14 protein-coding genes are annotated in these 12,383 nt (G+C 66.3%); 8 read left to right on the forward strand and 6 right to left on the reverse strand.

Going from position 1 to position 12,383, the window contains the following annotated elements; all coding sequences use genetic code 11:
• The first annotated feature begins 34 nt into the window (after positions 1–34).
• The 3 genes from ABUA37_RS03715 to ABUA37_RS03725 all read left to right on the forward strand — a co-directional run bounded on the left by ABUA37_RS03715 (position 35) and on the right by ABUA37_RS03725 (position 3,850).
• Positions 35–2,209, forward strand: a complete 2,175-nt coding sequence (locus ABUA37_RS03715; RefSeq protein ID WP_349897764.1) for an RNA degradosome polyphosphate kinase — start codon at positions 35–37, stop codon at positions 2,207–2,209.
• On the forward strand, positions 2,206–3,156 hold the full coding sequence (locus ABUA37_RS03720) for an NUDIX hydrolase (protein ID WP_349897765.1): 951 nt from the start codon (positions 2,206–2,208) through the stop codon (positions 3,154–3,156). The genes ABUA37_RS03715 and ABUA37_RS03720 overlap by 4 nt, the downstream gene beginning before the upstream one ends.
• 106 nt (positions 3,157–3,262) lie before the next feature.
• Positions 3,263–3,850, forward strand: coding sequence for a VanZ family protein (locus ABUA37_RS03725; protein WP_349897766.1), 588 nt, complete (start codon positions 3,263–3,265; stop codon positions 3,848–3,850).
• Positions 3,851–3,886: 36 nt separating this feature from the next.
• Here the strand turns inward: ABUA37_RS03725 and ABUA37_RS03730 are convergent, their stop codons facing one another.
• The 4 genes from ABUA37_RS03730 to ABUA37_RS03745 are packed head-to-tail and all read right to left on the reverse strand — an operon-like array spanning position 3,887 to position 5,991.
• Positions 3,887–4,297 carry a VOC family protein gene (locus ABUA37_RS03730; RefSeq protein WP_349897767.1) on the reverse strand — a complete coding sequence of 137 codons (411 nt, stop codon included), beginning with the start codon at positions 4,295–4,297 and terminating at the stop codon, positions 3,887–3,889.
• Between the two features lie 10 nt (positions 4,298–4,307).
• A complete protein-coding gene (locus ABUA37_RS03735; RefSeq protein WP_349897768.1) occupies positions 4,308–4,772 on the reverse strand; it encodes a helix-turn-helix transcriptional regulator in 465 nt (154 codons plus the stop codon).
• Positions 4,773–4,796: 24 nt separating this feature from the next.
• Positions 4,797–5,573: an arsenite methyltransferase gene (gene arsM / locus ABUA37_RS03740; protein ID WP_349897769.1), complete on the reverse strand. Its 777-nt coding sequence runs from the start codon at positions 5,571–5,573 to the stop codon at positions 4,797–4,799.
• 10 nt (positions 5,574–5,583) lie between these two features.
• A complete protein-coding gene (locus ABUA37_RS03745) occupies positions 5,584–5,991 on the reverse strand; it encodes an arsenate reductase ArsC (protein WP_349897770.1) in 408 nt (135 codons plus the stop codon).
• A gap of 106 nt (positions 5,992–6,097) precedes the next feature.
• Here ABUA37_RS03745 and ABUA37_RS03750 point away from each other — a divergent pair, with 106 nt between their 5' ends.
• From ABUA37_RS03750 to pstB, 5 genes are all read left to right on the forward strand, one after another.
• Positions 6,098–6,448 (forward strand): ArsR/SmtB family transcription factor, encoded by a 351-nt coding sequence (locus tag ABUA37_RS03750; RefSeq protein WP_349897771.1) that lies wholly within the window; start codon positions 6,098–6,100, stop codon positions 6,446–6,448.
• A gap of 281 nt (positions 6,449–6,729) precedes the next feature.
• Positions 6,730–7,770: a phosphate ABC transporter substrate-binding protein PstS gene (gene pstS, locus ABUA37_RS03755; RefSeq protein WP_349897772.1), complete on the forward strand. Its 1,041-nt coding sequence runs from the start codon at positions 6,730–6,732 to the stop codon at positions 7,768–7,770.
• 98 nt (positions 7,771–7,868) lie between these two features.
• A complete protein-coding gene (gene pstC / locus ABUA37_RS03760) occupies positions 7,869–8,807 on the forward strand; it encodes a phosphate ABC transporter permease subunit PstC (protein WP_349897773.1) in 939 nt (312 codons plus the stop codon).
• Entirely contained in the window at positions 8,807–9,889 is a 1,083-nt protein-coding gene (pstA, locus tag ABUA37_RS03765; protein WP_349897774.1) for a phosphate ABC transporter permease PstA, read from the forward strand. The genes pstC and pstA overlap by 1 nt, the downstream gene beginning before the upstream one ends.
• Before the next feature lie 6 nt (positions 9,890–9,895).
• Complete coding sequence (pstB, locus tag ABUA37_RS03770) at positions 9,896–10,675, forward strand: phosphate ABC transporter ATP-binding protein PstB (protein WP_349897775.1); 780 nt, start codon at positions 9,896–9,898, stop codon at positions 10,673–10,675.
• 94 nt (positions 10,676–10,769) lie between these two features.
• Here pstB and ABUA37_RS03775 read toward each other — a convergent pair whose 3' ends face one another.
• Both ABUA37_RS03775 and ABUA37_RS03780 read right to left on the reverse strand, forming a co-directional pair.
• Positions 10,770–11,627: an anti-sigma factor gene (locus ABUA37_RS03775; protein WP_349897776.1), complete on the reverse strand. Its 858-nt coding sequence runs from the start codon at positions 11,625–11,627 to the stop codon at positions 10,770–10,772.
• A complete protein-coding gene (locus ABUA37_RS03780) occupies positions 11,624–12,229 on the reverse strand; it encodes a sigma-70 family RNA polymerase sigma factor (RefSeq protein WP_349897777.1) in 606 nt (201 codons plus the stop codon). The genes ABUA37_RS03775 and ABUA37_RS03780 overlap by 4 nt, the downstream gene beginning before the upstream one ends.
• Positions 12,230–12,383 lie beyond the last annotated feature (154 nt).

Below are 12,383 nucleotides of genomic sequence, written 5' to 3' on the forward strand. Positions count from 1 at the left end.
ACCTTCGCGAGCGACGGGGTGCAATGATGAACGGATGGAGAGCGAAACCTACCTGACGGAAGCAGGCCTCGCCACCGACAGCCTCGATGACGACTACGACTCGGGATGGGTGGACGACGGCACGCTGCCGCCCGAGCGCTATCTCGACCGCGAACTGAGCTGGCTCGCCTTCAACACCCGCGTGCTCGAACTCGCGGAAGACCCCGCGACGCCGCTGCTTGAGAGAGCCAACTTCCTCGCCATCTTTGCGAGCAACCTCGACGAGTTCTTCATGGTGCGCGTCGCGGGCCTCAAGCGCCGCATCCTCACCGGTCTCTCGGTACCGACCAATGTGGGGCGGCCGGCGACGAGCGTGCTCGCCGACATCCAGGAGCGCGCACAGGAGCTACAGCAGCGGCACGCGGCGGTATTCCGCGACCAGGTGAAGCCCGAACTCGACGCGGCGGGCATCCACATCGAGAGCTGGACCGACCTCGACGCCGACGACCGCTCGCGCATCGACGAGATCTTCGCGCAGCAGATCTTCCCCGTGCTCATGCCGCTCGCCGTCGACCCCGCGCATCCGTTCCCCTACATCTCGGGCCTCTCGCTCAACCTCTCCATCCGGGTGCGCAACCCGAAGACGCGCAAGCAGGAGTTCGCGCGGCTCAAGGTGCCACCGATGCTGCCGCGCTTCGTGCAGTTGCCGGATGACGAAAGCGGCCACCTGCGCTTCATTCCGCTCGAAGACCTCATCTCCAATCACCTCGGCGACCTGTTCCCCGGCATGGAGATCCTCGAGCACCACGAGTTCCGGGTGACCCGCAACGAGGACGTGCAGATCGACGAGGACGAGTCGGAGAACCTCATCCAGAGCCTCGAGCGCGAGCTGCTGCGCCGCCGCTTCGGCCCGCCGATCCGCCTCGAAATCACCGACGACATGGATGACGTGACCCTCGGCCTCCTCGTGCGGGAGCTCGAGATCACCGAGCAGGAGGTCTACCGGCTGCCCGCACCGCTCGACCTCGGCGGGCTGTTCGAGGTGACCAGGATCGACCGGCCCGAGCTCAAGTATCTGCCGCACGTTCCCACCACGAGCGTCAACCTGATGCCGGCCGAGCCCACCGACGTGCCGGATGTCTTCGCCTCGATCAGCAAGCGCGACATTCTCGTGCACCACCCTTACGAGTCCTTCGCCACGAGCGTGCAGGCGTTCCTCGAGCAGGCGGCGGTCGACCCGGCGGTGCTCGCCATCAAGATGACGCTCTATCGCACGAGCGGCGATAGCCCCATCGTTGAGGCGCTCATCAACGCGGCGGAAAACGGCAAGGCCGTGCTCGCGCTCGTGGAGATCAAGGCGCGATTCGACGAGACCGCGAACATCAACTGGGCCAGAAAGCTCGAGAAGGCCGGGGTGCACGTCGTCTACGGCATGGTGGGCCTCAAGACGCACTGCAAGCTTGCCCTCGCGGTGCGGCAGGAAGAAGGCGTGCTGCGGCACTACAGCCACATCGGCACCGGAAACTACAACCCGAAGACCTCCCGCATCTACGAAGACCTGGGCCTGCTGACCACGGATGCCCAGGTCGGCAAAGACCTGACCCGCCTGTTCAACGAGTTGTCGGGCTACGCGATCGAGAAGAAGTTCAAGCGCCTTCTGGTCGCTCCGCTGCACCTGCGCAAGGGGCTGCTGAAGCGCATCGCTGCAGAGACGGCCAACGCCGAGAACGGACTGCCGAGCGCCATCCGCATCAAGGTCAACTCGATCGTGGACGAAGCGATTACCGACGCGCTCTACCGGGCGAGCAATGCCGGCGTTCCGATCGAACTGGTCGTCCGCGGTATCTGCGGGCTGAGGCCCGGTATCCCCGGGCTGAGCGAGAACATTCGGGTTCGGTCGATTCTCGGTCGATACCTCGAGCACTCGCGCATCTTCTCGTTCCTCAACAACGGTGACCCGCAGGTCTACATCGGCAGCGCCGACCTCATGCACCGCAACCTCGACCGCCGGGTCGAGGTGCTCGTGCGACTCGTCGATCCCGATCACCTGCGCGAGATCGACGAGCTGTTCGACCTCGCGATGTCGGACGAGACCTCGTCGTGGACGCTCGAGTCCGACGGCGCCTGGACGCGCCATCATCTCGCCGATGACGGAACACCCCTGCAGGACATGCAGAATGTTGTGATGCGCCACATCTCCCAGCGGAAGCGCACCGGAGTCCTCCGGTGACCATCGTCATACCCTCCGTCGTACTCGCAGCGGGCGCCGTGTGTTGGCGCATGCACAAGGGAACCGTTCAGGTGCTGCTCGTGCACCGCGACGAACGCGCAGACGTGTCGCTGCCGAAGGGCAAGGTCGACCCGGGCGAGACGCCACCGCAGACCGCGGTGCGCGAGATTCTGGAAGAGACGGGGCTCGCAATCACCCTCGGGGCGCCACTCGGCACGACCGAGTACACCCTGGCTGGCGGCCGCGAGAAGCTCGTGTACTACTGGAGCGCCGAGGTCGACGATGCGGCGATCGCGGCATCCACCTTCTCCCCCAATAAGGAGATCGCCTCGCTCGAGTGGCTGCCCATCGCGGCCGCCCGCGAAGCCATGACGTACGAGCGCGACCGGGATGTGCTCGACCGCTTCAGCGCGAGGGTCGAGGCCGGGCAGGCCCGCACCTTCGCGATCATCGCCCTCCGCCACGGCAAGGCCGTGCCGCCAGCGAGTTGGGACGGCCCGGATGCAACGCGGCCGCTGCTGCACCGCGGCACCGAGCAGGCCGCGAGTGTTGCACCCGCGATCGCGGCGTGGAAGCCCGAGAAGCTCGTGAGCAGCCCCGCCCTGCGCTGCGTCGCCACGATCGAGCCGGTTGCCGTCATCACCGGCCTCGAGGTGAAACCTTCGCCCGGCATCAGCCAGGATGCCTACGAAGACGGCACCGCGACGGTCAAGAAGGTCGTCGGCAAGCGCCTCGAGAAGCAGCAGACCGTCGTGCTGTGCAGCCACGGTCCGGTGCTTCCCGACATCATCGGCGCCGTTGCGCGCGCGACCCACACCGAGGTGAACGCCGCGCTGCGCCGCGCCGCGATGCTGTCGACCGGGCACTTCACGGTGCTGCACATCTCGGTCGAGCATCCGAAGTCCGGGATCGTGGCGATCGAGACGCACGGGCCGCTCGTCGACTGAATTCTCGTTCCCTGAGCCTGTCGAAGGGAAGACCAGCCCCCCACGCTCGCTGAGCCTGTCGAAGGGCCCAGCAAACCCGCCACTCTCGCTGATCGAGGAGCCACCCATGCCGAACGCCCCCGTCGAGATCCCGGCGCTCCCCGTCGTCGTGCCGCTTGCCGTGCTGATCTTCGCCGCACTGCTGTGGCGGCTGCGACGTCGTGGTGCCGTCAACATCGCCCGGGCGGTCGTCGTCGGGATCCTGTGCGTGTACGGGGCGGGCGTGATCGGCAACACGCTTCTGCCGATCTTCATCGGCGCCGCGAGCTCGGGCCTGCCGTGGTGGTCGAGCATCAATCTCCGGCTCCTCGAGAACACCGATGCGGCCGACATGCTGCAGAACATCGCCGTGTTCGCGCCGCTCGGCATCCTGCTGCCCCTGGCGACGCGCATCCGCTCGTTGGGCGGCGTCGTGCTCGCGGGTTTTCTGATCAGCCTCGCCATGGAGCTGCTTCAGTTCGTGAACGCCGTGGCGGCGAACGGCGGCCACATCGCCGATGTCAACGATCTGCTGGCGAACACCGTCGGCGCGCCCCTCGGTTTCGGTCTCTACCGGGCGGCGCTACTCCTCCCCGCCGCACGCCGATGGGCGCACGCCGCAACCTGGCCCACCGCGGCACCGCGAACCGACCACGAGACGGTATCCCCGCGCTAGCCCCGTCGGCTCGCGATTGTTCGGGAGGGTGAAGGGTCAGGCGTCTCGGGCCTGGGCGATGCGCACGGTGTTGCCGGAGGGGTCGCGGAACGCGCAGTCGCGCTGCCCCCAGCCCTGGTCGATCGGCTCCTGCAGAACCTCAGCTCCGGATGCGCGCACCTTCTCGAAGAGGCCGTCGAGGTCGTCGGTCGCGAACACGAGGAACGGCAGCGAGCCCTTCACCAGCAACTCCTGCAGGGCGTCTCCCTCGGCCTGGGAGCGGCCGGCGTGCGGCACGGAGAGCACATAATAGGGCCCGGGCTGCCCCGGCGTGCCGACGCTGAGCCAGCGGTATTCGCCGTTCGAGACATCGTTGAGCACCTCGAGGCCAAGAGCGTCGCGGTAGAAGCCGAGGGACTCATCCACGTCGTTGACGGTGATGTTGCATGCTTGCAGTGAGAGTGTCATGCGGGCAACGCTACGCGGCGGATGCGGGCGCCGCTTCTCGAATACTGCTCTCCTGACGAGCGCCCTGCTTCACCTCGCGGTGCCTGCTCGGCCGGGTGACCGCCTTCGCGACGCAGGCCGGAACCGCTGCCATCGCACCGTGCTCGCGAGCGCGATAGGCGCTCGGAGTCTGGCCGACGAGTTCGGTGAAGCGCGAGCTGAACGACCCGAGCGAGGTACAGCCGACGGCCATGCAGGCATCGGTGACGCTCGACCCCGAGCGCAGCAGCGCCATGGCGCGCTCGATGCGGCGCGTCATGAGGTAGCCGTAGGGCGTCTCGCCGTAGGCAACCTTGAACTGCCGCGAGAAGTGCGCGGGCGACATGAGGGCGTGAGCCGCCATCGTCGGCACGTCGATCGGCCGCGCGTAGTCGCGATCGATCAGGTCGCGCGCACGCCGCAGCTGCACGAGGTTCGCGAGATCCTGCGGAGTCATGGGAGGCAGGCTAGCATCCGTCGGTCAGGCTTTCACGGCCTTCACAATCGCCCCGTGCATCTGCTCGGCCACCTCGTGGGTGAGTTGCACCGACACGTCAGTGAATCCGGCCGCGGCGAGTTCGGCCTCGTACTCCGCGATCGAGAGCGCTCCGGCGATGCAACCGACGTACGACCCTCGCTCTGCACGCTGCTGCTGCGACAGGTGATTCTCGGCCACGACATCCGAAATGCCGATGCGGCCACCGGGCTTCAGCACCCGGAACATCTCACGGATGACGGCCGGCTTGTCGGCCGAGAGGTTGATCACGCAGTTGGAGATGATCACATCGACGGATGCCGCACCCAGCGGCACGTCTTCGATCTCACCCTTGATGAACTCGACGTTCGTCGCGCCCGCCTTCGCCGCGTTGGCGCGAGCCAGCTCAAGCATCTCGTCGGTCATGTCGAGGCCGTAGGCGAAGCCGCTGGGCCCGACCCTGCGGGCGGAGAGCAGCACATCGATGCCACCGCCCGAGCCCAGGTCGAGCACCGTTTCGCCCTCACGCAGTTCGGCGACCGCTGTCGGATTGCCGCAGCCGAGGCTCGCGAGCACCGCATCCTCGGGAAGCACGTCCGTCTCGGTCGCACCGTAGAGGGCTGAACCGAAGACGTCGGTCTGTTCAAGCGCGGCGGGAGTGCAGGATCCGCCGCCGCAACAGTCTGCATTGGCAGCGACCGGCGCTGACACGTCTGTAATGGTCAACGCCGCGCGGGCATAGCGATCGCGGACCTGCTCGCGGATAACGGAACGTTCGGTCATGCTGTTCTCCTCATGGGGTGGGCAGGATGTCGGCGAGCAGCTGCTCGACGCGCCTCTTAATGTCGTCGCGAATCGGCCTGACGGCGTCGATGCCCTGACCGGCCGGGTCGTCGAGTTCCCAGTCTTCGTAGCGCTTGCCGGGGAAGACCGGGCAGGTGTCGCCGCAGCCCATGGTGATGACGACATCCGAAGCTCGCACGGACTCCGTCGTGAGAATTCTGGGCCGGTTGCCCGCAATGTCGATGCCCTCTTCGGCCATCGCGGCCACCGCAACCTGATTGATCTGGTCTGCGGGCTCGGACCCCGCGGAGAGCACCTCGACTCGATCGCCAGCGAGAGCGCGGAGGTAACCCGCAGCCATCTGCGATCGCCCGGCGTTGTGAACACAGACGAAGAGCACCGTCGGCTTCTCGGGCATCAGCTCCACTTTCAGGTCGACGTAGACATAGACGGATGTCTATATGTGTAGTATTGGCCAAGGCATCGACGGTTGTCAATGTCTGCAAATTTGAGAGGGTGCCGGGATGCCAACCATGGAACTGTTGCCCATCCTCGATGCGACGGCCTGCTGCTCGCCGCTGACCGCGGAGACCCTCGACGCCGACGCCGCGGAGGCTCTGGCGCGCACGCTCAAGGCCCTGAGCGACCCCACGCGACTTCGTTTGGTCTCCATGGTCGCCGCCCACGAGGGCCAGGAGGCCTGCGTCTGCGACCTGGTCGAACCGCTCGGGCTCTCCCAACCGACGGTGTCACATCACCTGAAAGTTCTCGTGGATGCCGGGTTCCTGACCCGCGAGAAGCGCGGCGTCTGGGCGTACTACAGCCTCGTTCCCGGCGCGCTGCGCTCGGTCTCGGAGTTCTTCGCCGCCGTCTGAGCACCCCGTTCCCTGAGCCTGTCGAAGCGACACTGCTCACAGCCCGTCGACAGGCTCAGGGAACGCAGGCGGCTCAGGGAACGCAGGCTGTACCTTCGCACGTCGTTTACCTGCCGTTCACCGGCCGGGGCGATCGTAGTTAACCAAGGTCCGTATGGTCACAGTCGGGTCGGCACCGACCCGCAACTGCAATCAACCTTCCGAAAGGTACAACTGTGAATCTCAAGCGACGTGCACTTACACGCGCAGGCAGCATCGCTGCCATTGCTCTCGCAGGCACCATGATCCTGTCTTCCTGTGCGGCGAACGAGGCACCCGCTGCAGGAGAGACGCCGGCGGCGTCGAAGCTCTCCGGCACGCTGAACGGTATCGGCTCCTCCGCGCAGGGTGCGGCGGAGATCGCCTGGGGCACCGACTTCCAGAAGGCCAACCCCGACGTCACCGTCAACTACGACCCGCAGGGTTCCGGCGCCGGCCGCACGAGCTTCATCTCGGGCGCCGCAACGTTCGCAGGCTCGGATGCGGCGCTCAAGGACTCCGAATTGGCCACGGCATCCCCGAACTGCGCCCCGAACACGAAGGCGATCGACCTGCCCGTGTACATCTCCCCGATCGCCATCGCGTACAACGTCGATGGCCTGAAGGACCTGAAGCTCGACGCCGCGACCATAGCGGGCATCTTCAAGGGCACAATCACCACCTGGGACGACGCGGCGATCAAGAGCCAGAACTCGGGCGCGACCCTGCCCTCCGCTCCGATCACCGTCGTGCACCGCTCCGATGACTCCGGTACCACGCAGAACTTCACCGAGTACCTGAGCGCCAACGCTCCGACGGTGTGGGACAAGCCCGCTGCGCAGACCTACCCCTACACGGTGGGCGACGCGGCCAAGGGAACCTCCGGTGTTGCCGACGCGGTCAAGAACGCGAAGAACAGCATCACCTACATCGATGAGTCGGGTGCGGCCGGACTCGGCATCGCCCAGCTCAAGGTCGGCAGCGACTACGTGAAGATCAACGCGGCGGGCGCCGCGGATGTCGTGGCCAAGTCCCCCGTCGCCGACGGCCGTGCAGCCGGCGACCTCGCCATCGCGATCGATCGCAAGATCACGGACGCGAACGCCTGGCCGATGGTGCTCGTGAGCTACCTCATCGTGTGCCAGGACTACGCGGACGCCGACAAGGCAGCACTCGTGAAGGCATACGCCGGATACATCGCGAGCGACGCCGGCCAGCAGAGCGCCGCGAAGAACGCCGGCTCTGCCCCGCTGTCGAAGGAACTCGCCGCGAAGGTCACGAAGGTGGTCGAGAGCATCAAGTAGTACACCGCACCAACGGTCTGGGCTGCGCTGCGAGAGCGGCGCAGCCCAGACCGGCGCAATGAGCACGAATCCATGACACAGCCAGCAGGAAGACAGGGATGACCACAGCAGCAGGCGAGATCACGGCCAGAAAGCGGCTGGGCGACCGAGTCTTCTCCACGAGCACGATCGTCGCCGGCTCGGTCATCCTCGCGGTGCTCGCCGCGGTGGCGATCTTCCTTGTCGCGCAGAGCATCCCGGCTCTCATCGCGAAGCCGGGCAGCCTGCCGAACGCGGCACCGAACTTCTGGGTCTACGTCTGGCCGCTCGTCTTCGGAACCGTCTGGGCCGCCGCCATCGCCCTGATCATCGCGACCCCGGTCTCCATCGGAGTAGCCCTCTTCATCTCTCACTACGCGCCGCGCCGCATCGCCCAGCTCCTCGGCTACATCATCGACCTGCTCGCGGCCGTGCCATCCGTGGTGTTCGGCCTGTGGGGCATCCAGGTGCTGGCGCCCGCGGTGCAGCCGTTCTACGCCTGGCTGAACGAGCACGCTGCGTGGATTCCCTTCTTCGGCGGGGATGTCTCGGGCACGGGGCGCACCATCCTGACGGTGGCGATCGTGCTCGCCGTCATGGTGCTGCCGATCATGACGGCGGTCTGCCGCGAGGTCTTCCTGCAGACGCCGAAGCTGCACGAGGAGGCCGCGCTCGCGCTCGGCGCCACGAGGTGGGAGATGATCCGCGTGGCCGTGTTGCCGTTCGGACGTCCCGGCATCATCTCGGCGGCGATGCTCGGGCTCGGCCGCGCGCTCGGCGAGACCATGGCCGTCGCAATGGTGCTATCACCCGCAGCGGTGGTCTCGTTCCTGCTGCTCACCTCGCAGAACCCCAACACCATCGCCGCGAACATCGCCCTGCAGTTCGCAGAGGCCTCAGGGGTCGGCGTGAACACCCTCATCGCGTCCGGACTCGTGCTCTTCGTCATCACCTTCATCGTCAACGCGATCGCGCGCTACGCGGTCAACCGCCGCAAGGCATTCTCGGGAGCCAACTGATGACCGTCACCGCCGGCCCGATCGCCAACTCCCTCACCGCCGGCAGACTGCCGCGAGGTGCGGTCTGGATGCTGCTGCTGGGCAGCTGGATTCTGCTCGGCCTGGTCTTCCTGCTGATTCAGCTCGGCGGCGGCACGAAAGAGTTCAACCTGATCGGCGCGCTGTTTCTCGGAACCGTGCTCTTCGACATCCTGATCTACGTGGTCTCGCTGCTCATCGAGGGCGCCCGCAAGGCGATCGACCGGCTCGTGACCTCGCTCGTCGCAACGGCGTTCATCGTCGCCGTGCTGCCGCTCGTGTCGCTCATTTACACGGTCGCGCTCAAGGGCCTGCCGCGCATGATCCTGCCGTCGTTCTTCACCGAGTCGATGCGCAACGTGCTCGGCCCAGGCGGCGGCGCACTGCACGCGGTGGTCGGAACGATCGAGGTCACCGCCTTCGCCACCCTGATCTCGGTGCCCATCGGGCTGCTCACGGCCATCTACCTGGTGGAATACGGCAGCGGCATACTCGCTCGCACCATCACCTTCCTCGTCGACGTGATGACCGGCATTCCCTCGATCGTCGCGGGCCTGTTCGCCTTCGCGCTCTTCGCTCTGCTCACCGGCAACCCCGGCTTCCGTTCGGGATTCAGCGGCTCGGTCGCCCTCTCCGTGCTCATGATCCCGGTGGTGGTGCGCTCGTCGGAGGAGATGCTGAAGCTCGTGCCGAACGAGCTGCGGGAGGCCTCATACGCGCTCGGCGTTCCCAAGTGGCTCACCATCCTGAAGATCGTCATTCCCACCTCGCTTGCCGGCATCACCACGGGCATCACGCTCGCCATCGCGAGGGTGATCGGCGAGACGGCCCCGCTGCTCATCGTGTCCGGATACACCGCGAGCATGAACTACAACCTCTTCGACGACCGGATGATGACCCTGCCGGTCTTCTCCTACCTGCAGTACGCGATGCAGTCTCCGAACGCCTCCGATTCGCTCGACCGCGCGTGGGCGGCGGCGCTCACGCTTATTCTCATCGTGATGGCACTCAACCTGATCGCGCGGCTCGTCGCGCGAATCTTCTCCCCCAAGCTCGGCCGATAGGACCCCATGTCAAAGCGCATCGAAGTCAACGACCTCAACGTCTACTACGGCAAGTTCAAGGCCGTCGAAGACGTGACCCTCACGATCGAACCCCGCACCGTCACCGCCTTCATCGGCCCGAGCGGATGCGGCAAGTCCACCTTCCTGCGCACGCTCAACCGCATGCACGAGGTGATCCCCGGCGCGCGCGTCGAGGGCGAGGTGCTCATCGACGGCAACAACCTCTACGGGCCGGGCGTGGATCCGGTGCTGGTGCGGCGCCAGGTGGGCATGGTGTTCCAGCGGCCGAACCCGTTCCCCACGATGTCGATCCGCGACAACGTGCTCGCCGGCGTCAAGCTCAACAACAGACGGATGTCGAAGACGGACTCCGACGACCTGGTCGAGAGTGCGCTCAAGGGCGCCAACCTCTGGAACGAGGTCAAGGACCGGCTGGCCCTGCCCGGCTCCGGACTCTCCGGCGGCCAGCAGCAGCGCCTCTGCATCGCGCGCGCGATCGCCGTGCAGCCCGATGTCGTGCTGATGGACGAACCGTGCTCCGCACTCGACCCGATCTCCACCCTCGCGATCGAGGACCTCATCGAGGAGCTCAAGCAGGAGTACACGATCGTGATCGTGACCCACAACATGCAGCAGGCGTCGCGGGTCTCCGACCGCACCGCGTTCTTCAACATCGCGGGCACCGGCAAGCCGGGCAAGCTCATCGAGTACGACGACACCACCACGATGTTCTCGAACCCGAGCGTGCAGGCGACCGAGGACTACGTCTCCGGCAAGTTCGGATAATCGTTCCCTGAGCCTGTCGAAGGGCTATGGCAAGTCAGGGCCCTTCGACACGCTCAGGGGCCGAGCCACCCTTCGACAAGCAGCGGCCGCGATCTCAGGCGGTGGGGATGGCGACGATCGGCTTCGTGGTGGGCTGCGCGGAGCCGCCAGCGGGCTCCACGGTGACGCCCACGGTGTCGCCGCCCGACATCGTGCCGTCGAGCACGTGCCACGTCGTTCCGCTGGCTGACGGCTCGAACGTGCCCGCCGGCTTCGCGCCAGCAGTGTCGATGTACCAGAGCTGATACGTCTTGTCGGCGGGCAGGGCGGGCAGTTCATCGAGCACCACGGCGGAGCGTCGCAGCTGCAGCGACCAGATGAGTGTCGCCTGCCCGCCGCCAGCCACCGTACCCTGCGCGCGCTGCACGTCGTTCGCCGCGGAGAGCTCCACGAGGCTCGCGGCCTGCGCCTGCAGCGCCGGGTTGCCCGCCGGCCGCTCGGTGAGCTGACCGACGAAGGTTCCACCGACGAAGAGCAACACCGCTGCCGCGGCAGCCGTGAGAATCGTGACGGGCCGCGTGAACCAGCGGGCGCGCGCCTTCTGCTCGGCGCGCGCCTCTAGTGGCGCAGCATCCGTGAGCGGTGCAGCATCCTCGAGCCGCTGCGGCTGCTCGACCGGTGAGGCCTGGGGCGGCGGAGCGCTCGCACCCTGCGAAAGCTGCGACACCGCATCCGGCTGCAGCTGCGGGGTGCTGCGAATCGCAGCCATGAGCTTGTTCTTCAGCTCGGGCGAGGGCTGCACGGGCTCGGTCGCGAGGCCGAGTCGCACGGCCGTGTCAGACAGCGAAGCGGTCTCCGCCCTGGCCTCCTCCGAGCCCTCGGCGTAGGCCTCGAACTCTGCGGCCTCTTCGGGCGTGAGGGAGTTCAGGGCGTAGGCACCGCTCAACAGGTGCTTCTCGTCGTGATCGCTCATGATGCCACCCCCAATTCATCCCGCAGTCGGATCATCCCGTCTCGAAGTCGAGTCTTGACCGTTCCGAGAGGGATCTGAAGCTTTTCTGCCACCTCGCTGTGGCTGTATCCGCCGTAGTAGGCGAGGGTGACGGCCTGACGCTGAAGTTCTGTGAGCTGCTGCATCGCCTTTTTCACCCTTTCGTTCTCGATCGTGATCTCTACTGTTTCGGCCACGTTGTCGTAGTCGTTCTCGTAATCGCGGATGCCGATCCGCACATCCCTGTCGCGACCGGCCTGCGAAGACCGGATGCGGTCCACCGCGCGTCGATGCGCCATGGTGAAGATCCAGGTTGTCGCCCCGCCCTTGCTCGGTTCGTAACGCGGAGCGTTCTGCCAGATCTCCAGGAAGATCTCCTGGGTCACCTCTTCGGACTGCGCGTGATCGACGAGAAGTCGGCGCACGAGGCCGAGCACGCGAGGAGCCAGCGCGTCGTACAGCGCGCCGAAGGCGGCCTCGTCGCCGGTGGCTATGCGCGCGAGCAGTTCCTCGTTGGAGCCCGACTGACCCCGGGACTCAACGTCCTCGTCACGGTCGGTCTCTCTGGGCACAAGCACAAGCATGTCAAAAAATCCGCTCAATGACATGCCGGGGTGAGTGCTGGGAGTGCTTCACGCCGGTCATGAAAGGAATTCGTGACCGTGGCCGTCGCGGATTGGTGCGGCGCGAAACTTCCAGCTTCCGCGAGTGCGGACGGCGTGCGGCAGGAAGGTGCAC

This window comes from Parafrigoribacterium soli (assembly GCF_040227235.1).
GTDB lineage: Bacteria > Actinomycetota > Actinomycetes > Actinomycetales > Microbacteriaceae > Parafrigoribacterium_A > Parafrigoribacterium_A soli.

Bases quoted from the DNA above. Each gene is read 5' to 3' on its own strand.
- pstS (WP_349897772.1), top strand. From the start codon at position 6,730: ATGATCCTGTCTTCCTGTGCGGCGAACGAGGCACCCGCTGCAGGAGAG.
- ABUA37_RS03735 (WP_349897768.1), bottom strand. From the start codon at position 4,772: ATGACTCCGCAGGATCTCGCGAACCTCGTGCAGCTGCGGCGTGCGCGC.
- ABUA37_RS03775 (WP_349897776.1), bottom strand. From the start codon at position 11,627: ATGAGCGATCACGACGAGAAGCACCTGTTGAGCGGTGCCTACGCCCTG.
- pstB (WP_349897775.1), top strand. From the start codon at position 9,896: ATGTCAAAGCGCATCGAAGTCAACGACCTCAACGTCTACTACGGCAAG.
- ABUA37_RS03725 (WP_349897766.1), top strand. From the start codon at position 3,263: ATGCCGAACGCCCCCGTCGAGATCCCGGCGCTCCCCGTCGTCGTGCCG.
- ABUA37_RS03780 (WP_349897777.1), bottom strand. From the start codon at position 12,229: ATGCTTGTGCTTGTGCCCAGAGAGACCGACCGTGACGAGGACGTTGAG.
- ABUA37_RS03715 (WP_349897764.1), top strand. From the start codon at position 35: ATGGAGAGCGAAACCTACCTGACGGAAGCAGGCCTCGCCACCGACAGC.
- ABUA37_RS03745 (WP_349897770.1), bottom strand. From the start codon at position 5,991: ATGCCCGAGAAGCCGACGGTGCTCTTCGTCTGTGTTCACAACGCCGGG.
- pstA (WP_349897774.1), top strand. From the start codon at position 8,807: ATGACCGTCACCGCCGGCCCGATCGCCAACTCCCTCACCGCCGGCAGA.
- ABUA37_RS03730 (WP_349897767.1), bottom strand. From the start codon at position 4,297: ATGACACTCTCACTGCAAGCATGCAACATCACCGTCAACGACGTGGAT.
- ABUA37_RS03750 (WP_349897771.1), top strand. From the start codon at position 6,098: ATGCCAACCATGGAACTGTTGCCCATCCTCGATGCGACGGCCTGCTGC.
- arsM (WP_349897769.1), bottom strand. From the start codon at position 5,573: ATGACCGAACGTTCCGTTATCCGCGAGCAGGTCCGCGATCGCTATGCC.
- pstC (WP_349897773.1), top strand. From the start codon at position 7,869: ATGACCACAGCAGCAGGCGAGATCACGGCCAGAAAGCGGCTGGGCGAC.